This is a genomic window from Microcoleus sp. S36a_B3 (genome assembly GCF_036700745.1).
Lineage (GTDB): Bacteria > Cyanobacteriota > Cyanobacteriia > Cyanobacteriales > Microcoleaceae > Microcoleus.
Genome location: NZ_JAUBPN010000001.1, coordinates 307,312 through 328,962, shown reverse-complemented (window position 1 = coordinate 328,962; position 21,651 = coordinate 307,312). Strand labels below are relative to the sequence as shown.

The following is a 21,651-nucleotide window of genomic DNA, read 5'->3' as shown; positions in this document are numbered from 1 at the left end:
GACTACTGACTACTGACTTTTAGTAAATAAATATATGTCATCCCGCTGATATTTGAGTTTAAATTGGGGATTGTTGGCGAGTTGAGTTACTAGGTTTTGTACAAAAGCTCGATCGCTCATCCAGCCGGGATACCTCAGATTCAGCAAGACATAATCAAATTCTGCGAGGCTTGTAGGAGGTGTCTTAGCCTCAGTTAACTTTACCACGGGGCGGTGCGTTAAGTGGGGAGCTACGTGAGAAGTTGTTAAAACGCTGCCTTTTGTGTTGATGAAAGTAATTGCTTCTCTGGTAGCTGGTAAAGTGTCGAGGGAATCTAAATAAATAGTCCAAAAATAGCCGTATTTGGCTAAAGCTAAAAAAGCCATCAATGACCAAATTACAATGATTTTCGGCAATGGATAATTAGGAATTGGTAATCTATCAAATATTATCTTTCCTTGATACTGATTTCTATCTGCTAAACTGGAAATTACGGCAACTAACAAAAATGGTAATATCGGAATAGAGTATTGATGAATCAAATCTCGCTGGGCAGGAATATCCGAAAGAATATTCATCGCTAACATCGGCAAAGCGCTAATTAAAGGTGTCAAACCGCGCGGGGAAATCCACCAAATTACAGGCAATACTAATAAGGCTAAATATTCAAAAGTATCAAGCGAGAACAAATGCCCTAAAATTAGATTTGGTTTCAATATTAAGTTAACAGCAATTTCTAAAACTGAATGTCCCAAATATTGATATCGCCCGATTCCTGCGTGTTCTCTTCCCAGATTGAAATACGGTATCACAGCCTGAGTAGTTATCAGAAACCAACCGACACCTAAAAATAGAGCTATGAGTCCGCAATTGCGTTTTTTGTCGAAACACAACAGCCACAGTCCCATTGCAGCTACAGTTAAAGATAACACGGCTTTGCAGCTCAAAACTAAGACGATAGCAGCACAAAACCACAGGGTTTTATTGAGTCTAGCGGCTAGGATTGCTGCTAGCATTGCTGGTAGGGCAATTACTTCTGGGTGGAAGTCGAAGAGGTTGACATTGAAGACTAATGGATAGAGAAGGTAAATACAGGCGATCGCCCGAGATATGCTATTATTTAATCCGGCTTGAATGGCCAAACTCCAGACTGGCAAAGCACCCAATGCTAGAACAACTGCTTGGACTAGCAACAGCCAATGAACGTCGGGATATATTTTGTAAAGCAAAGCCACGGGATACATCACCAAAGCGGCGTGATTTCCCATGTGGTGAATTTCGAGAAATGAGGAAAACGGCGTTTGTCCCTGACTGATTAGATACGCTACTTGGTCGTAAATTCCTAGTTCAAAGGCGTTGGATTCAAACAGGGCGTGGCGTACACTGCTGCATAGTAAAAATATTAGCACAAAAAGGGCGATCGACCAAATTACAGGCTCGTATTTTAGATGCTTAAAATTGTTCATATTGTATTCATTCCCAAATTATCTTAAAATTATCTGCGTTTCTCTCTGTTTCTCTGCCTTAAATTTGCGGTTGGTTTTGAGCGATGAATAATTATTGCAATAAGTTTACTAATTGGTGATTTTTTGAAACAAAAATACATCATTTTCATGATAGGTTATCTTAAAGTTAGGAGAATTTTTAAGTTGAGCCGCGACACTCGCAGCAGTATCGGCAGTATCCGGCCAAGGATGGCGCAAATTTAACAGTACATACTCAAATTCATTCAAACTTTGTCCGTTAGCAACTTGATGCAGCAATTTAATTGTTTTTCGGTGAGCGAGATGAGTTGCTAGGGAATTATCTGTTAACACATTGCCTTTTGTTTCCACTCTGTTAATTGCCTGTCGCGTAGCTTGCCAAGTATCGAGAGACTCTAAATAAATTGTTCCAAAATAACCGTACTTAGCCAAAGCTAAAAAAGTTAACAGCGACCACAAAATTAACAATTTTGACAGCAAAGAGTTAGTAAATAGCAATTTGCCACTTTTCCCGCTTTGGCGAACCCAAATCCGGTGATTCCAGATACGTTTAACAGATTTAATCGAAATACGCTGCGATGCTTTCGTCCAGATTTGCGGCATCCAGTTGTGATGATTCCACAGATAATTAATTACATTTTTCCAGAAATTACTTCCTCTTTTTTGTCTGTCTGCTAGCGTATCAATTATAGCAATTAATAAAAATGGAAATATCGGCACAACATATTGGTGAATCAAATCTCTCTGCGCGTCAATATCGGAAAGAATATTCATCAATAGCATCGGCGAAGCACCAATTAAGGGCGAAAGATGCCGAGGAGAAATCCACCAGAGTGCGGGCAAAAATAACAAAATCAAATATTCCAAAGTATCTACTGAAATCAGGCGATTGGCTACTAAGCTAGGTTTCAGCGCTAAATTAACAACTATTTCAAAAACCGAGTTTCCTAAATAGTGATATCGCCCCACACCTGCGTGCTGTTTTCCTTGATTAAAATACGGTACTATTGCTTGAGTTGCTATCAAAAACCAAGCCGCGCCGAGAAATATAGCGATGAGTCCGCACCTGCTCTTTTTTTCAAAGAAAAACAGCCAAACACCCATCATCACGACGGTTAAAGATAATACGGCTTTGCAGCTTAAAATTAATACTGTGGCGGCACAAAACCACAGGATTTTATCGAGTCTGGCTGCTAAGATTGCTGCTAAGATTGCCGGCACAGCAATTACTTCGGGGTGGAAGTCAAACAAATTGACGTTAAATACTGCGGGATAAAGCAGGTAAACTGCTGCAATGGCGATCGCCTTTGATTCGTTTAATCCCGCTTGACGTGCTAAACTCCAGCTAGGCCAAGCACCTAAAGCTAAGGAAACAGCTTGTACGAATAACAGCCAGTGAACATCGGGATATATTTTGTAAAGTAAAGCTAGCGGATAGAAAATAAACGCTGTATGATCGCCTAAAATATTAATTCCCATTAATGAGGAAAATGGCGTTTGATTTTGAGAAATTAAGTAAATTGCTTGGTCAAAAATTGCTAAGTCGAATGCAGTTGAATGAAACAATGCGTGTCGCGCGCTGCTGGCAGCAAATAAGATTATCGCTGTCACGACAATCATTAAAAATACTGGATGGAATTTTGTGGATTTTAAAGTTAGCATTCTGTTGGGTTAACCTGGGATGCGTTTAAATAGTATAACGTCGTTTTTTTGATAAATTAATTTAAAATTGGGGGCATTTTTTAGTTGATTGGCTAAGGAATTTCCAATTTTTTCAGTGTCGGGCCAGGGATGGCGCAGGTTGAATAATATGTATTCAAATTCAGCTAAGTTTGTTTGGGGTGAAATTTGTGAAAGCAATTTTACGATTGGGCGGTGCGCGAAGTGAGGGGCAAGTCTGTTATCTGTTAAAATGCTGCTTTGGGGTTTAACTTGTGCGATTGCTTCCCTTGTGGCTTGCCAGGTATCTAGTCTATTTAGATACAGGAAAAAATCTTTATATTCTCCGAAAATTAAGAATATTATTAATGACCAAATTATCATTTGCTTCGGTAATTGAATGCCCAGCCACAGTTGCGGTATTGGTATTTTTATAAATGGTAAATTCGCTGTTTTGGGAGGTGAAAATATTTGGGGGTTTATTTTTAATTGGGTGTTTTTGCGGCTGGATTGTTTGGCGATAACTGCTATTATTAAAAATGGAATTATCGGTAATGAATATTGATAGGCTAAGCTGCGTTGAAATGACAAGTCAGAGAGGATATTGATAATTAGGGTAGGGATGGCAGGAATTAGGGCTGTTAAATATTTGAGGTTGTTTGGGCGGGGAAATGGCAGTAGCAGCCAAATCACTGGTAATATCAGGATGAATAAGTATTTTATTGTATCGATGGAAAGGATTCTTCCTAAGATTAATTGTGGTTTTAATAAAAGGTTGATGATTATTTCTATTACGGATTTTCCTAAATAGCTGTAGCGCCCGACTCCGGCGACTTCGCTACCGCTAAAGTAGGGGATAATTTTCTGGGAAGCAATCAAAAACCATGCTACGCCTAGTAAAAGTGCGATCGCCCCAAACCGTTGTTTTTTTTCGCAAAAAAACAGCCATAACCCCATAGCAGCAATAGTTAGGGATAAAACAGCCTTGCAACTCAAAACTAACAGAATTGCGGTACAAAACCACAGGATTTTATTTAAACGCGCTGCCAAAATTGCTGCTAAAATTGCGGGTAAAGCGATTACTTCCGGGTGAAAATCAAATAAATTGATGTTGAATACTACCGGATAGAGTAAATAAATAATTGCGATCGCCCTAGATTGTTCTTGATTTAAACCGCCTAAACGCGCTAAACTCCAGCTAGGCCACGCCCCCAGGGATAAAGCAACTGCTTGTACCAACAGCAGCCAATGCACGTCTGGGTGAATTTTGTAGAGCAAAGCTAGCGGATAATAGATTACCGCTGCGTGATCTCCCAAAATGTGCATCTCCATCAAAGAAGAAAAAGGTGTTTGGTTTTGGGCGATGAGGTAAATTGCTTGGTCAAAAATTCCTAAATCGAAAGCTGTTGATTGGAATAAAGCGTGCCGCAAACTGCTACAAAAAAAGAAAATTGCCGCAGCGGTGGCGATCGCCCAAACCAGACTCGACGCTGGCTGCGATCGACCTTCTTCTATATTTTCGGCGATCGAGACACTGATGTCCTCACTGTCATCAACAAAATTTTCCCTATTCTCCATGAAATCTGGCACTAGCTGATCGGTCAAAATATGATGCCATCGAATGTGCTTGCCGCGCAATAGTTAACCGCTAATTTTAGTTCCCGCAATCGTAATATTAGAATAATCCACAAAACCTTAAAAAATTGTGAAAGCAATAACTCTTCTCGGCTCCACAGGCTCCATCGGCACTCAGACTCTGGATATTGTAGCTCAATACCCCGAACAATTTCGGATTGTCGGGTTAACAGCAGGACGAAATGTAACATTGCTGGCGCAGCAAATTCGCCAGTTTAAACCGGAAATTGTCGCGATTTGTGACGAAGATAAATTACAGGAATTGCAGGAGGCGATCGCAGATATCGACCCTCAACCTATTTTACTTGCTGGGGAGTCAGGCGTTGTCGAAGTTGCCAAATACGGCGACGCTGAAGCCGTAGTCACCGGCATAGTTGGCTGTGCGGGTTTGCTGCCAACAATTGCGGCTATAGAAGCAGGCAAAGATATCGCCTTAGCAAATAAAGAAACCTTAATCGCCGGCGGCCCCGTTGTCAACCCCTTAATCGAAAAATACGGTGTTAAAGTATTGCCGGCCGATTCGGAACATTCGGCAATTTTTCAGTGCTTGCAAGGCTTACCGGCGGGAGGGTTGCGCCGGATTATTCTTACAGCTTCCGGCGGTTCTTTTCGAGATTTGCCGATCGACAAATTAGCCGGAGTAACAGTCGCCGATGCCTTGAAACATCCGAATTGGTCGATGGGGCAGAAAATCACCATTGATTCTGCTACTTTGATGAACAAAGGATTAGAAGTAATTGAAGCTCATTACTTGTTCGGCATGGATTATGAAGACATTGATATTGTCATCCATCCCCAGAGCATAATTCACTCGTTAATTGAACTGCAAGATACGTCGGTTTTGGCGCAATTAGGCTGGCCGGATATGCGCTTGCCGCTGCTTTACGCTTTGTCTTGGCCGGAGCGAATTCCTACAGATTGGCCGCGGCTGGATTTGGTAAAATCTGGTGATTTAACTTTCCGAGAACCAGACCACAAAAAGTATCCTTGTATGCAGTTAGCCTATGCAGCAGGACGTGCGGGCGGCTCCATGCCTGCGGTGCTGAATGCGGCTAATGAACAGGCGGTAGCGCTATTTTTGGACGAAAAGATTACATTTTTGGATATTCCGAAGTTGATTGAGCAGGTGTGCGACAAACACCAAGCTGATAACTGTGAAAGTCCTGGTTTAGAGGATATTTTGGCAGCGGATCAGTGGGCGCGGCTGGAAGTTTTGGCTGGAAGCGTCGAATTGGGCGATCGGATTCTTTCAATTCGCTAATTGTATCAGCAGACTTGCAATTACCCACAAGCCCGCCGGGGAATAAATTCCCCGTCTCATAGCTAAAGTCGGTTAAAACCGACTGTCAAACCTTCATTAATAGATATCCAGTCCTCTTTTAGAGGACTTCAGCTATGAGACAGGGGTTGAAAACCCCTGGCGGACTTGTGGGTAAACGCAATTGCGGACTATTCCAAAAAGTGCCAAAGATCGGGCAAAACCAAATCAAACTTTTGCCCGATCGATTCTTGAATCCCTTGATAAAATAGAGCTATGACTCCCATTCATGGAAGCAACCGATGCAAACAGAAACCAAACCAACAGTATTTGAGCTAAATCAACTAATTATCCCACCCGGCAATAAAATAAAGTTACAAAATATTAGCTGGGAAATGTACGAAGCTATCCTAGACGAGTTAGGGGAAGGTTATGCACTTCGACTTACTTATTACAAAGAAACACTAGAAATTAGGATGCCACTACCAAAACATGAAAAAGCTAAATCATTGATTGGTGACTTGGTTAAGTTACTTCTGGAAGAGCTTAATATTGATTGTGATGTTTTAGGTTCTACTACCTTCAAAAACAAAGAGATGCAGAGCGGCGTAGAACCTGACGATTGTTTCTACATTCAGCATGAAGCTGCTATCAGAGGTAAGGAGAGAATAGATTTAACAGTAGATACGCCTCCCGATTTGGCGATCGAGATTGACAACTCCTCACAAACCAGTTTGAGCAGCTATCAAGCTTTGAAAGTGCCGGAACTTTGGAGATATGACGGGCGAATCCTGAAAATCTATCTGCTCCAAGACGGAAAATATATTGAGTCTGATAGCAGCCCAAATTTCCTCGACTTTCCCATTATTGATGTAATTCCTCAATATGTCGATCGCAGTAAAACTGAAGGCAGAAGCCCGACACTCAGAGCATTTAGAGCTTGGGTAAAAGATCAACTACCAACCAAAGACTAGTAGCGGCGGGTTTTGCTAATTTTTGACTTTCGCCGCAAAATCAGCCGCACTCATCTTTTCGTACATTTCAAAAGGTTGGTGAATCCAAGGATTGTCAGCCAAATAATCTACATAATAATCCGGCTTCGCCACAGAACAAGCCTTGTACCAAAGTACAGCAGTCCGAATTTCCTGAATATCTTCGCCGTAGCGGTTTTGCAGCCAAAGGATACCTTGATCCAAACTAATTCCCGAATCCACCAAATCGTCAACTAGCAGGAGGCGGCTGCCCAAATTATCGCCCACCATTGTCAAATTAGGCGCAAACTCGATCGCCCGCCGGACTTTTCCCTCCGCCCCACCGTAGGACGAGGCCGCTAAAATCGCCAGAGGTTTGTCGAAAATCCGCGACAGAATATCGCCCACCCGCAGCCCCCCCCTCGCGAGACACACAATGCGATCGAATTTCCACTGAGATTCATCAATTTTTACAGCCAAATCCTCAATTGTCCGATGATACTCAGACCAAGAAATGTAAAGGTCGCTCATGCCTAATATGATTGAAATATCAAAGATATTATTAAATATTTTGGGGGAAATGACATGAATGCAGACGAACTTCTCAGACGGTATGCAGCCGGAGAACGGGTTTTTCACAAAATAGACCTGAGGGGGGCGAATATGTCAAGGACAAATTTGCGCGATATTGACTTGAGTCAAGCTGATTTAAAAGGTATAAATGCGATCGGCATCATCCTTTACAGAGCCAATCTGTATCAAGCAAATATCAGCCAAGCCAACCTCTCCCAAGCCAACCTCATGTCGGCTAATTTCGGCGAATGCGAGGCGGTGGGAGCCAACTTAAGCGGAGCCATCTTGCGGAGTGCGGTACTCGGCGGGGCAGATTTAACCGGGGCGAGTCTCAGAGGTGCAGACATGAGAGAGGCCAACCTTCAGCGGGCAATCTTGATGCAAGTTTATGCAGTGAACGTTAACTTGCAAGGTGCCAACTTGACAGAAGTAAAACTTTGCCACATCAACCTCAGCAAAGCAAATTTAACCGACACCAACTTTACACAAGCTGATCTCAGCCATGCTAAGCTGACTCAAGCAAATTTGAGTTGGGCAAATTTGACCGAAGCCAATCTCGAAAAAGCGGATTTGAAGGGAGCCAATTTGAACGGAGCTAACTTGAGCTGTGCGAATCTTCATCTAGCTGATTTGAGCGGAGTTTCCCTTAAGGGAGCAAATCTCCGGGGAGCAAACCTGCATCAAGCTTGTTTGCGCGGGACAAATTTAAACGAGGCGAATCTGAGAGAAGCGATGATGCCTGATGGCAAAATTTCTGAGTAAATAAACGGGCAAAATAGAACTTTAAACCTCGGGGTGCTGGTGGCGCACCCTACCTTTAGTTTAAATCCTAATTTTATTGAGGGGATTTAATTCTGTTTTTAGGTGAATGCGTTTTTCAACTGTTACCGTACCGCGTACCATCCTGAGTGGAGAGGCAAAAATTTTAGATTACCGTTCAATCTCCAGATTCATCTGTTGACTAAATCTTAAATCTAAAATCTACTAAAATCGATTGACTGTGCATTTCCACAGAATATGCAAAAAATTTTGTACTTGAGTTTAGTCTACGACTTTCAGCCAGCCCCGCCGAACGGCGTGGAGCAAGCGGTTGATGGCTGTTTGATCTTCTTCGGTAAGACGGTCGTTTAACAGCGCTGTTTGGAGCTGAAGTCGGTGAGTGGGAGTCAACAAACCCGAGTGATATACCTGAAAGACTAGCTCTGCAATACTAGATTGAGTTAAAAGCGTTTGGGTCATCATTGTGTTTTTTTTTGAACTCGCTTTTAGTAGTATTGACTAATTTTCCAAAGTTTTATGTGATTCAAATAGGCGAGTTAATGTGATCCATTCGGCCTTGATTTGTGATTTGTGTCAGCCAAAGTTAGGTATCGTATTTTCCTAGATATAGATAGAAACTCGAAACACCAACTCTGTCAAGATTTCTGGCTTTTGGTAATTCCGAAATCTGTAGCTTTTGTTAAGAGATTACTACAAATAAATTAATATTTATATCATAATAGACTACGAAGGTCTGCGAACTAAATCGATCGACTTAATAAAACGTAAAAGTTTTACCGGACAAAATGGGTTTAAAGACTCCCCATCCTAGGGGAAAGGAAAAATTAATTTCTCTCGCTGCTAATCCTGTTGGCGTAAGTCTTTCGGTCAAATGACAAGCTGTTTAGTGTTTGCTGTTGAACGGGTGCAGTGGTGGAGGATTTTTCCGTGGCTTTGGTTAAGGAATGTTAACTGTTGACTGCTTCGGATCAAAAATCCCGGCTTTTTTAAGAAACCGGGTTCGACTGCAACGATCGCACCACAATTTTTTTTTAATAAGGTTAAAAGCTGTAGAGGATAGAAAGTATAGCAGTGCGAGCTCTCATATGAGGTATTGCTCCCTCAATTCCCCAATCTCCAAATTCCCCAATTCCCCAATCTAAAATCTAAAATCGACTGACTCCTCATTTTTTTGAGAAAGGCGATATTTCTGAGGGGATTAATCCGAAATTCCGATCCATCCGCGGCGGATGGCGTAAAGCAGGCGGTTGACTGCATCTCGGTCATCTTGGTTCAGAGCGCTTTGGCAGAACGAAAGCAGTTTGTGGCTTTGAGTGCGAGTCAGATTGCCTGAATAGGTTACTTGATAGAATAGTTCAGCGATCGCCCGATCGGATTGTAAAGTCAGAGCTTGCATGAAATTTCGTTTATCTTGACTGTTCTAATATGGAGTGTTTGAGATGACAGTAGGGTGATTGCCGTCAGCTAAGCTGTGCGATCGTTCTGAACTATACTTGCGATCGAAGTCTGGGAGTATAGGTGAGTTAAATCACCGAAGAACGAGATAGTCGATCGCCTTTGGGGTCATTTCCGGGCTGCTCTCAAAGTGTGACGAAACGTCAAAAACTCATGAGAGCAAGGCTTTGAGCGCCGCTGGCTGTCGCCAAAGTGCGTGTTGAAGGCGACATCTTGGGGCGTGGAGTCTGATATCTGTGAAAGTTTGGGCGATCGACAGTTGCAGGGTCGGGGAAAATTGGCGATCGGCAAACCGCACCCTGAGATATAATAATGATCAATAATTCGAGCCCATCTTATAGACTAACAGGTAAAACAATGATCGTTATTGGCTACTTTGCGATTGCCTTAATCGTTTTTATTGTTTGGTTCAAAAGTTTTTGGAACGATAGTGCGACATCAAAAACTGACTTAATCTCTTGGATAGCCTTAGTAATCGGCCCTCTGATTTGGCCTGTTGTGCTGCCCCTATCCCTTTTGCAAATTACCAGCAAAAAGTCTGTCGTTGCAGTTAAATCCGAGTAATTGTTCTAATAAGTTGTAGAAGTAACTGACTCAAACGCTGTCGGGTGTTTCGTCATAACTTATCCCCCCTACATCGCTCGTGGCAGCGATCGCATCTTCATTTTGTTTTTCCATAACCATGTGCATCTACAAGGTCAATATTTTTTGACCGCTCTCAAATTCTGCATTCTACTATTTTAATCTTGCTTTTTTGTCACCAGATTACTCTGACAAGCCTCATGCTGTCATGGCTGAGGTTCCTGACAGTATCAGGGAGCATCTCTCTCCGAATCCAAAAAGTATTTTTTACGACTTGCGAGCTGTAGCGCGATCGCACGGGCTTGGTTTATAGATGTGTAGGGAGGTAGCGTCTTCCCTCGCACGGGAGCGAGCGCGACAGCACTTAAACAAAAAAATGCTGTTTACTATAAAGCCGGAAATACTCAAGCTTGATATGCAATGTAACACGGTCTGTTGCTGGTCTGAGTATAACTTAAGACATATTTATTTGAGCGATCGCTCACTAACTGCATAGTTTTTCTGGCTTTCGGCCGCCGCACGCCATTGGTGGAATCTTGAAAAATTCGCGCAGGACAAAAACCGCTACAGTCTTTGCGCTGCAAGCTTTAGCAGCTATTTTTTTTTTAAATGTAGCAGCTTTTCAGAGACAATTGTAGAGTTCTAGAACGCCCAAATCGTCGAAGTCTTACCGCAGTTAGATAGACAATGCAAGGGGGAGAGTGCAATATGAAATAGCAATAAAAACTGTTTGCCCAATAGGCAAAATTTGTTGTAGGCGATCGGACATCAGGATTTGAGTAGGCCAGCGTTCTGATTTTAGATCGGGTGCTGTATTGGCGGGAACTTCTCAAAAAAACGTGCCGTCACTGTAGCCAACTTTGCTATTTACACAAACCATAGGACTTAAAATGAAAGAAATGTCTGAAAAGCCAGTTTATCGAATTCTTAATCTAGTGTCGCTGCTAGCCCTGAGCTACTATGCAGCTACTTCGATAGGTTATATTTTAGAGAGCGACCCTCACATTTACAGCTACGACAACCAGAGCTATTCTAACGGCTCAACTCAGCAACTAGAAGCACACAAATCGTCTCAATAGTACAGCTTGTCTATGAATGCTCAATCAAATTCCCTCGAAATTTCTAATTGCGGGCGTACTCCTCGAAGTTAACAATTAGCCAGAATTTTATTACTTAATAATTAATTTGATTAATTTAAATTGTTAAATATAATTATCAGAAAAACTTATCTATCAATTGTCAACTGTCAACTGAATGCAGGAGGCTGAGGGTGTAGTTTCACTTTTAACAGTCCCATACTCCCCCTTTGCAGATAAATCTGTTTGGCATTGTGTCGCCAACCGAAGACAACTAATCCCATTTGCGATCGGCGATTGGTGGTGACTTCCTGTGCCAGCGGGTTGGGAACCTAGGCTCGATCGGTTGCATTTTTTGAGTGAAACTAATGTTAAGCTCGGCAGCAGATTATTCTCACCTTTGACTAAACGTCTTAACTCTAGTGTGCGGCCCTTAATCGCAACTCGATTGCCGAAATCACCGATTTTATTAGATAAAAACTGGGGTGATGAGCCACAAAAGTCCCTCAAGGACTGTGTTGGGGCGCAATTTTGACCAAAAGCGACCCCAAGCTTGGGCTGCCTGGGAATACTCGCTAAAAATTTTTTTGATTTTTTGGGAACTATTGGGGGAACTCAAAAGTCAGGTCAACGAGAGTATACTAAAACATTGCAACTCCTGTTCTGCCCGAACGGGCACGAACAGGAGTAGCAGGGCGATCGACAGTTGCCAAGGACTGCGGTGCAAATTCTCAATCTTGAGAGCATACTCCCATTAAAAATGGTCAGCGTGTATTTGCAGACTAATGTTTTAAAAATGACTAGCCGCACCCGAGCTAGGTATGGTAAACTCACAAACGTTTAAGTGGAATATTTTCGTGTTAGAGGAGGGAGTTGTGGAGTGGAGAGTCCAAAGCAGGAAAAACCGATATTTGCTGCTATACGAATAAAGGATTGTACTCGCGCTCCGGGGCTCCCTGCTGACAAATTAAATTACATGACAGCTTATAGCAGCCGGGTCAATTAGGGTCTCAACCGATGTCCGGTTACATTTATTGAATCCCTTTGGAGGGAAAAGTGTATTGTAGAAAAATGATTGATCTTTTAGGAGGAGTGTAAATGACACAGGTAACTAATCCAACAACGCCAGTAACTTCTAACCCGACAAGTGGTGGTGGTTCTAACATTATCGGCGCTCAAACGGATAACAGATTGAACGGCACCCAACAAGCCGATATCATTCTGACTTTTGGCGGCAATGATGTCATTGCTGGTGGTGGTGGTGACGACATCATTATTTCCGGTGGCGGTAATGACAGCATCGGCGGCGGCAGCGGCAACGACGCTATCTTTGCAGGCAGCGGTAACGATGCGGTCGCTGGCGGTGACGGCGACGACCGGATCTTTGGCGGTAAAGGAAATGACCTCATCGACGGCGGTGCTGGCAATGACTTGGTTTCTGGCGACAACGGCAACGACACCGTACTCGGCGGAAGTGGCAACGATACCGTCTTTGGCGGCCGGGGCAACGATATCGTGAGCGGTGGCGACGGCAACGACAGCCTCTACGGCGGTAAGGACAACGATACAGTCGATGGCGGTGCTGGCAATGACTTTATCTCTGGCGACAGAGGTAGCGATGTCTTGACTGGCGGTGCCGGTAGCGACACGTTCTACTTCGCTGGTTTTGGCGGCGACTTCGGCGTAGACACGATCACTGACTTTACTCCAGCCGAAGATAAGATCGTATTGAAGTCAGGCGGTGTGTTGGGTGCTTTGGGCACAGGCTTGGATTCCAGCGAGTTTGTCGTGGTTTCTAACTTCAATGCAGCCAGCAGCCCTGGAACTGCTAACAAGTTGGTTTACGACCCGCAAAACGGTGTGTTGTACTTCAACGGTACGGGCGGAGTGCTAACTATTGCTCAGTTGCAACCTGGTCTGACAATTACCTCGAACAACTTAGAACTGTTCTAAAACAACTGGCAGTTGTGGGGCAGCACTGGATAACATCTGGGGCTGTTCTTACAACTGCCGATCGTGTTTTAAAGGATTTTAACCTCACTCTGCTACCAGCGGGGTGAGGTTTCAATTCGGGCATTGAAGTAGGGACTGTTAAAAAAAATCGATCGCCAGTTATTGATGAAATTAATCGATCGCCCGATCGCCTAAAATATATACAAACTTTCAAATCATAATTTATAAGTTTTCCTGAAGCGGGGAAAAACCGCAACTGCCCAGAAGCAATGAGCACTGAAGCATACATCCGTCAAGCCCAAGTTTATTTGAAGCAGGGGAAGTTAACTGAGGCGATCGATATTTGCCATCAGGCGATCGAACTACAGCCATTTTCTGCGCTAGCTTACACCACTTTAGGCGAAATTCTCGAAGCGAGCGGAGACCCGACGGCGGCAAGAGATGCTTTTGTGCAAGCTTTGGAAATTTCGCCCCAGTTTGTTCTGGCTCATGCTTATTTGGGTCAACTTTACAACGAGTATTGCTGGTTGGATGAGGCGGCTTTTCATTACCGCAAAACTCTGGAGTTGAAGCCAGATTGGGCGGAAGTTCATTATAACTTGGGAAATATTTTTCACAAGCAGGGTAATTTGTTGGGCGCGATCGACTGTTACCGAAAGGCGATCGCCCTTCAACCCAATTATCTACTTGCTTACTACAATCTGGCTGTGGTTTTAGATGAAAATAATCAGATCGCTGCGGCCATTGATACCTACCGTCAGACGATTGCCAAACAGCCGGATTATGTGGAAGCTTACAGCAATTTGGGCGTGATTTTGCTGAAGGACGATCGCCCTGCTGAGGCGATCGAGATTTATCAACAAGCGATGCAGATTAAGCCGGATTGGGCGACGCTGCACAATAATTTGGGTCAAGCGTTGCAGGGCAAAAATCCCGATCGGGCGATCGCATCTTACCTCAAAGCTATTGAGTTGGAACCCGACATGGTTTTAGCCCACTACAATCTGGGGAAAGCTTGGCAATTGCAGGGGGAACATTCGGCGGCGGTTGCTTGTTTCGATCGGGTAATCGAACTAAATCCCCAACATATTTCGGGCTGTACGGATGCCGGATTTTCTTTGATGGTTTTGGGTAAAATTTCCGAAGCCATGCCTTATTTTCGGCAGGCGATAGCTCTGAAGCCTGATTTTGTTCAGGCTTACTGCCGTTTGGGAGAAATCCGGCAAACTGCTGCTGCAGAGGATGATGAGTTGTCAAGGGCGATCGCTGCGTGCGATCGATTTCTCGCAGCATTGATGGGAAGGAAGAAGGAAGAAGTCCGAGGGAAGAAGGAAGAAGTCCGAGGGAAGAAGGAAGAAGTCCGAGGGAAGAAGGAAGAAGGAAGATTAATTACCGATTCCCGATTACCGATTCCCGATTCCCAATTACCAATTGCTGAAATTTGCGATAATTTAGCAGCAATTTACCTGCATTTGGGCAACGCTTTAACAGAGTACGGCGGTGCTGAATCTGCCGCCACTTATTATCAAAAAGCTTTGCAAATTAATCCGAAAAATCCAGAACTTTACTGGCGGCTGGGCAATTGCTTGGTACAGCAAAAACGGCTGAATGCGGCCATTGCAGTTTACCACATGGCTTTGACGGTTCAACCAGCTCTACCGCAGGTTTATGTAGAGTTGGCAAAAGTCCTGGAAAAACAGGGGCGCTGGCAACGGGCGATCGACTATTATCAAAAAGTTTTAGAATTGCAAAGCTGCGGGTATACGCAACTATCGCAAACAGGGAACTCTCTGGCAATAGCAACAAATGCGATCGCACTTCCTCAAGGAATTTATCTATCGACTTGGGATTGGTTGGTTAATGCCAAATTGGATGCTGGGAATTATGTAGAAATAGTTTGGGAAGCCCAGACAGCAAACGCCGAAGATCTGGCTAATTCCCAATTACCAATTGTTCATTCCCAATTAGCAAATTCCGATTGTGGCGGTTTGACTTGCGGGCTGTGTCTGCAGCGAATTTCTAAGTGGTTCGATCCGGTGCATCTCGGTTGGGGAGTTTGCCGTTTGTCTAACTCGAAACCGATACCTGTAGATGCGCCAAAAACTTTTGTGGCACAGATTCCCCACGGGCGAGTTTGGATTGTGCCCCAGCAAAATTATTGGCTGATTTCCAAGGCGATCGCTGTCATTACTCCCGATAATTATTTGTTGGCTGATGTGTCGAGAGATTATCCTGATTTGTTGCCGGGATGCGACAAGCATGATGTTAGAAAACACAGCGTTTTTGACTTAGAATCTTTTCCGCATTTAAAACAAATCGATGGCAGCGTAGCGGTGCTTTCTGGTTTGTCAGGAAATGTCTATTTTCACTGGATGGTGGACGTTTTGCCGCGAATTGAATTGCTGCGGCAAAGCGGTAGGGATTTGGCAGAGATTGATTGGTTTTTGGTGAACAGTTGCCAGCACCAATTTCAGCGGGAAAGTCTCGAAATTCTGGGCATTCCCGAGGAAAAGGTTTTGGAGAGCGATCGCCTGCCTCACATTCAAGCAACAGAGTTAATTGTACCTTCTTTTGCGGGATATTTGGGCTGGCCGCCTGGGTGGGCGATGGATTTTTTGAGGCGGGAGTTTCTCACGAAAATTATCCCAGGTTCGAGTTATCCAAAACGCATTTATATCAGCCGTCACAAAGCAAGGTATCGCCGAGTTTTGAACGAGGAAAATGTGGTTGAGATTTTGGAACAATATGGCTTTGTTTCTATCTTCCCTGAATCGATGTCTTTGGTAGAACAAATTGCTCATTTTGAGGCTGCTGATGTGATAGTTGCCGCCCACGGTAGCGGCTTAACTAATACGATTTTTTGTCGGCAGGGAACTAAAGTAATTGAGTTGGTGTCGCCTCACTATATCAGCCATTATTACTGGGGAATTAGTCAACATTTGAAGTTAAATCATTATTACTTGGCTGGCGAGGCTTTTGAATGCTATCCTATTAGACAGTTAATGTATCAAAATTCGCTGACTGAAGATATTTTGGTGAACTTGAGTTCGCTCAAAAAGATGGTTGAAGTGGTTGGTTTGGGTTAGCTGGCATTTGGAGTAAGTTTAATTATGCCCTCGATTGAGAAGATGGAAAAAGCAGCGGTTGATTTGAATCGGCAAGCAGAAATTCATTTAGCTGAAGGAAGATTGAATGAGGCGATTGCTGCTTGCGAGTCGGCGCTGAAAATTGAACCGAATTTGGCTGTTGCTTGTCAAACGCTGGGAAAGGTGATGCAGGTGCGAGGTGAAATTGAACAAGCTAAGCAGTGGTATGAATCGGCGCTGGATCGCAATCCAAATTTGCCGGAAGTTTACGCTAATTTAGGCATTTTGTATTCTCAACAAAAACACTGGCAAAAGGCGATCGCCAGTTGTGAAAAAGCGATCGCCCTAGCGCCCAATTTTGCTGCTGCTTACCGACAGTTGGCGAAAGTTTGGACGCAGTTGGAGAAGCGAGAAAAGGCGACTGAGTGTTGGTATCAAGCTTTTAAAATCGAGCCGAATTGGGCAACTGCTGACGAGTACGTCACCCTGGGAAATAGTTTAGTTGAATTGGGCAATTTTCCACAAGCGATCGAAAGTTATTCGCGGGCAATTGAGTTAAACCCGCAACTGGCAACAGCTTATCACAATTTGGGGGAAATGCTGGTAGGTCAGAAGCGGTGGGATGAGGCGATCGCCAATTACCGACAAGCCATTGCCATCAATCCAGATTCTTTTGAATCTTACCACAGTTTGGGTAAAACTTGGGCGGAGCGAGGAGAATGCGATCGGGCGATCGCCTGTTACCGCAAAAGCCTCGAAATCAATCCGAATTACGCCCGTGCTTACCTTGGTTTGGGCAATGTTTGGGCGCAGAAACGCGAGTTTGATGAAGCAATTAAATGTTACCGTCAGACTCTGGAAATTAATGATAATTTCTATTGGGCGCACAATTCTTTAGGCGAAGCTTTGGCTCAAAAACAACAGTGGGAAGAAGCTATTAGTTGTTACCGCCAAGCGATTGCTATCAATCCAGATATTCCTTGGTTTTACTGCAATTTGGGAATTGCTTTAACCTGCGAAAAATCCTGGGATGAAGCTGTTAGCGCTTACCTCCACGCCATTCAACTCGAACCCAATTTGACGGGAATTAATCAGAGATTGGGATATGTTTTGCGGCAGCGCAGCGAATCTGATTTAGATAGCACAATCACAGTTTACTGTCAAGATATTGAACAACTTGCTAGCGGGAAAATTTACCACAGATTGCTGGGAATTGAGTTAGATGGAGCGGAATTTTTTATAAATTTAGGCAACAGTTTAGCGAAACAGAAGCAGTTGGAAGGTGCGATCGTATTTTATAGCATGGCCATCAAAATCGATCCCAATGCTGCGGAAGTTGTCGCCAAACTTCAGGAAGTGCGGGCGAAACAACAGGAATTATACGCAGAAATCGCTGCTTACCGCCACCAAATCGCAATCGATCCGAGCAACTCTAAGGCTTACAATGATTTAGGCAATATTCTACCACAATTAGGGGAATTGGCCGAAGCAATTATTTGCCACCAAAAAGCCAGTGAATTGAGAGGTTGGCCGGAATGTGCGGCGAAAAATTATCAATTTACCCAAGATTGGTTTACCCACAATATTCCTATTTGGAAACGGCATTTGCAGCAGTTTACCGGAATTGCAGATTTTCAAGTTGTGGAAATCGGCAGTTTTCAGGGAATGTCGGCTTGCTGGCTGCTGGATAATATTTTAACTGATCCGACGGCAAAAATTACTTGTATTGATTTGTATTTTCAGCAACATTTTAAGGGTAATATTGCTCAAACAGGAGTTGCCGAGAAAGTAATTGAATTAGAAGGTTACTCTCAAGATCTGTTAATTAATTTAACTTCGGAATTTTACGATATTGCTTATGTTGACGGCTGTCACAAACCCACCAGCGCTTTGCAAGATGCGATTTTATCTTGGAGGTTAGTGAAAGTTGGCGGATTGATGATTTTTGACGATTACGAGTTTACTTTTCCCGATAGCCCGGAGCAAGATACTAAAATTGGAATCGATGTTTTTTTGGAGATGTTTGCAACTCAGTTAGAAGTAGTACACAAAGGCTATCAACTGATGGTCAAAAAAACTGACAATCAAAAATTGGGCGAAGAGCAAACTCTGTTGTCTCTGGGTTGGGAAAATTTGGGGGATATGGCGGCAAATGCGGGTTATTTGGATGAGGCGATCGCCCGCTATCAAACAGCTATCAAAATTAAGTCTGAGAATTACTTGACTCACCACAAGTTGGGTAAAGCTTTGCAAGCAAAAGATTTGTTTGAGGAAGCTGGGGCCGCTTACCGAATGGCGATCGCGCTTAACCCTAATTTTACTTGGGCTTACCACTTTCTGGGGGAAACTTTACAGGCGATCGAGCAATACAGCGAAGCCGCTGCTGCTTACCACAAAGCGATTGAATTAAATCCCGATTTTTGTTGGAGTTACAATAATTTAGGCGATGCGCTGATGGAGCTTTCTGAGTGGGAAGACGCGGCGGCGGCTTACCACAAGTTAGTTGAACTGAATCCCGATTTTTGTTGGTCTTACGAGAGATTAGGTAAGGCTTTGGTGGCGCTGGAAAATTGGGAAGAGGCGACGGCGGCTTACCGCAAAGCTATTGAATTAAATCCCGATGATTGTTGGCTGTACAATAGTTTGGGCGAAGTTCTAGAAAAACAAGAAAATTGGCCGGAAGCAGCGGTGGCTTTTGGCCGTGCTGCTGAGCTAGAACCCAATGAGAGTTGGCTGTACAAAAAGTTGGGCGATGCGCTGCGGAATCAAGGGGAATTGGAAAGGGCGATCGCCATTTACGAAAAAGGCATAAATCTCGATCCAAAATCTTGTTGGTGTTACGAAGGATTGGGTTTGAGTTTAATTGCTAAACAGCAGTGGGAACCTGCAATCACTAATTTAGTTCAAGCCCTGCAAATTCAACCCGATTTGTTTGAAGCTTACGATAATATAGGGTATGCTTTGGAACAACAAGGAGAAGTCGATGAGAGCGATCGGGCAAAATGCAGGCATCAAATCTTACCATTAACTGTTCTGCAAAAATACTGTAATTTTACAGAGGATTTGATAGTCGCCGCAGAGTCAAATCCGAACATCACCTGCATTGACATCTATCCAGCCGCTCAAATCAATTTATCAGCTTCCAAAACAACCCACAATAATCACATATTCTCGCCCAATAAATTTTATATCAAAAAAGCTTTCGTTGCCATACTGCCAAACGGACGAGCTTGGGCCGATGTCATTAATAGTGTGGCAATTACTTCAGATAATAAACTTGTTGTCGATGTTTCAACTGGTTCTCCTGAATTAATAGTAACTTCCGACAAATTACCTCCTGCGGAGCATATAGATGGAACTGTTGCTTTTTTGTCGGCTCGCTGGGGAGGAGCCGCTTATTTTCATTGGATGTTTGATGTCATTACCCGGTTTGAGCTTTTGCAGCGGAGCGGGTTAATAGAGAGTGTAGATAAATTTGTTGTGAATGCTGGCGATTATACTTATAAAACAGAAACTCTAAATACTTTAGGAATCCCTCAAGATAAAATTATAGAAAGTCACTGTTCCTTTCATGTAACAGCCGATAAGTTAATAGTTCCGTCAATTTGTGAAGATGGATCTGGAACCTCAAAATGGAAGTGTGAATATCTCAAACAGTCATTTTTAAACCCAAAAGTACCGCTAAAAACCGAATATTCAGAACGAATTTATATCAGTCGCGAACAAGCATCCTATCGACGAATTGTCAACGAAGAAGAAGTAGTTAATTACTTACAAAAATTGGGGTTTCGCAGTGTCAAGCTGGAAACGATGTCGGTAGCCGAACAAGCATCGTGTCTGGCTGCTGCTAAAGTAGTTGTCGCACCTCACGGAGCAGGATTGACTAATCTAGTTTTCTGCTCTCCGGGAACTAAGGTAATTGAGATCTTTTCTCCAATTTATGTGCCAACTTGTTATTGGACTATTAGCAATTTGTGCGAGTTGGAACATTACTATTTAATTGGGGATTTGTTTGATGATGGAATAACTAAAAATCCCATACATCAAAATATGCAGTTGGATTTGAACTCGCTGGAAAAGTTAATGAATTTTGCAGGAGTTTTGCATGAATAATGAGTACCATAATTTGGGTAATTCCCTGCAAGAAAGCGGTCGGTTTGATGAGGCTGTTGCTGCTTACAAACAAGCTGTTGAGTTAAACCCGGATTTTTCGTGGTCTTATCACAGTTTGGGCGATGTTTTGCTGAAACTCGAACAATGGGAGGATGCTGTCTGCGCGTACAAAAAAGCTGTTGAGTTAAATCCTGATTTTTCTTGGTCTTATCACAATCTGGGCGATGCTTTGCTGAAACTTCGGCGATGGGAAGAGGCTGCTGCGGCTTACCTCTGCGAGATTGCTCTCAACTCGGATTTTGCTTGGTCTTTTTGCAATTTGGGCGATGCTTTAACTAAACTCAAACAGTGGGATGAAGCTATTGCTGCGTATTTGAAAGCTGTGGAAATTGACGGAAATTTGCCGGGAATTTACGATAAGTTGGGATTTGTTCTCGGACAAACAGAGTCTGATTTACAGTCGGTGTTAGAAAAATGTCAATTGCAAGTTACACCGGAAAATTGGAAGTTTTATTTGCAGTTAGGAAAAAATTTAGGAAAGTACGATCGCCCAAAAAACGCAATTATTTTTTACCAACTTCTCTTGACATCCGCTCCGAGTTGTGCAGAACTGTCAGCGGAATTAGAGGAGTTGTTGCAGCAGCAAGAAAAGTACGTTAGCACTTTAGCCTCCGCCCGCGCCCAAGTCGCCCAAAAACCCGATGATTGCTGGTCTTATTACAATTTGGGTGCTGTTTTGAGCCAGCAAAAATATGGGGAGGAAGCGGCTGCGACATTTTTGCAAGCAATCCAAATAAATCCCGATAATCCTTGGTGGTTTTATTACAATTTATGGGAAGTTTTGGTTGAGCAAAACAAGCTGGATGAAGTTGAGAAGTTGTGCCGCGAAGTTCTGGAAGCTCAACCGGAGCCTTTTTGGCCTTATTTGAATTTGGGGGAAGTTTTGACTAGGCAAGGCAAAATTGCTGAGGCGATTCGTTGCTATCAAACTGTTAGTTACAAACAAAGTTTGGCATCTATTATCAGTAAGAGGACAGGCAAGATGC

At 43.4% G+C, this 21,651-nt stretch carries 14 protein-coding genes; 8 read left to right on the top strand and 6 right to left on the bottom strand.

The window, feature by feature from the left end; genetic code table 11:
• Nucleotides 1-9: 9 nt before the first annotated feature.
• The 3 genes from QUA01_RS01445 to QUA01_RS01435 form a co-directional block, all read right to left on the bottom strand.
• Nucleotides 10-1,446, bottom strand: a complete 1,437-nt coding sequence (locus QUA01_RS01445) for a DUF2079 domain-containing protein (RefSeq protein ID WP_333089759.1) — start codon at nt 1,444-1,446, stop codon at nt 10-12.
• 108 nt (nt 1,447-1,554) lie between these two features.
• On the bottom strand, nt 1,555-3,126 hold the full coding sequence (locus QUA01_RS01440; RefSeq protein ID WP_333089760.1) for a DUF2079 domain-containing protein: 1,572 nt from the start codon (nt 3,124-3,126) through the stop codon (nt 1,555-1,557).
• Nucleotides 3,127-3,135: 9 nt separating this feature from the next.
• Nucleotides 3,136-4,701, bottom strand: a complete 1,566-nt coding sequence (locus QUA01_RS01435) for a DUF2079 domain-containing protein (protein ID WP_333089761.1) — start codon at nt 4,699-4,701, stop codon at nt 3,136-3,138.
• A 127-nt stretch (nt 4,702-4,828) separates the two neighbouring features.
• Here QUA01_RS01435 and dxr point away from each other — a divergent pair, with 127 nt between their 5' ends.
• On the top strand, nt 4,829-6,019 hold the full coding sequence (gene dxr, locus QUA01_RS01430) for a 1-deoxy-D-xylulose-5-phosphate reductoisomerase (RefSeq protein ID WP_333089763.1): 1,191 nt from the start codon (nt 4,829-4,831) through the stop codon (nt 6,017-6,019).
• Nucleotides 6,020-6,318: 299 nt separating this feature from the next.
• Nucleotides 6,319-6,990: a Uma2 family endonuclease gene (locus QUA01_RS01425; RefSeq protein WP_333089764.1), complete on the top strand. Its 672-nt coding sequence runs from the start codon at nt 6,319-6,321 to the stop codon at nt 6,988-6,990.
• Between the two features lie 15 nt (nt 6,991-7,005).
• Here QUA01_RS01425 and QUA01_RS01420 read toward each other — a convergent pair whose 3' ends face one another.
• A complete protein-coding gene (locus tag QUA01_RS01420; RefSeq protein ID WP_333089766.1) occupies nt 7,006-7,518 on the bottom strand; it encodes a phosphoribosyltransferase in 513 nt (170 codons plus the stop codon).
• Between the two features lie 54 nt (nt 7,519-7,572).
• Here QUA01_RS01420 and QUA01_RS01415 point away from each other — a divergent pair, with 54 nt between their 5' ends.
• The gene (locus tag QUA01_RS01415; RefSeq protein ID WP_333089768.1) at nt 7,573-8,322 is read left to right on the top strand and encodes a pentapeptide repeat-containing protein; all 750 of its coding nucleotides are present in this window, start codon (nt 7,573-7,575) and stop codon (nt 8,320-8,322) included.
• Nucleotides 8,323-8,601: 279 nt separating this feature from the next.
• Here the strand turns inward: QUA01_RS01415 and QUA01_RS01410 are convergent, their stop codons facing one another.
• Nucleotides 8,602-8,802 (bottom strand): hypothetical protein, encoded by a 201-nt coding sequence (locus tag QUA01_RS01410; protein WP_333089769.1) that lies wholly within the window; start codon nt 8,800-8,802, stop codon nt 8,602-8,604.
• 736 nt (nt 8,803-9,538) lie between these two features.
• Entirely contained in the window at nt 9,539-9,736 is a 198-nt protein-coding gene (locus tag QUA01_RS01405) for a hypothetical protein (protein ID WP_333089770.1), read from the bottom strand.
• Between the two features lie 1,531 nt (nt 9,737-11,267).
• On the opposite strand from QUA01_RS01405, the gene QUA01_RS01400 reads away from it, so the two are divergent.
• The 5 genes from QUA01_RS01400 to QUA01_RS01380 all read left to right on the top strand — a co-directional run.
• Nucleotides 11,268-11,456 (top strand): hypothetical protein, encoded by a 189-nt coding sequence (locus QUA01_RS01400; protein WP_194071117.1) that lies wholly within the window; start codon nt 11,268-11,270, stop codon nt 11,454-11,456.
• A 1,095-nt stretch (nt 11,457-12,551) separates the two neighbouring features.
• Nucleotides 12,552-13,406, top strand: coding sequence for a calcium-binding protein (locus tag QUA01_RS01395; protein ID WP_333089771.1), 855 nt, complete (start codon nt 12,552-12,554; stop codon nt 13,404-13,406).
• A gap of 269 nt (nt 13,407-13,675) precedes the next feature.
• Entirely contained in the window at nt 13,676-16,492 is a 2,817-nt protein-coding gene (locus tag QUA01_RS01390; protein ID WP_333089772.1) for a tetratricopeptide repeat protein, read from the top strand.
• A gap of 24 nt (nt 16,493-16,516) precedes the next feature.
• Entirely contained in the window at nt 16,517-20,605 is a 4,089-nt protein-coding gene (locus QUA01_RS01385; RefSeq protein WP_333089775.1) for a tetratricopeptide repeat protein, read from the top strand.
• Nucleotides 20,598-21,651 (top strand): tetratricopeptide repeat protein (locus QUA01_RS01380; protein ID WP_333265723.1); only part of this gene is annotated, 1,054 nt, incomplete at its 3' end. The genes QUA01_RS01385 and QUA01_RS01380, both read left to right, overlap by 8 nt.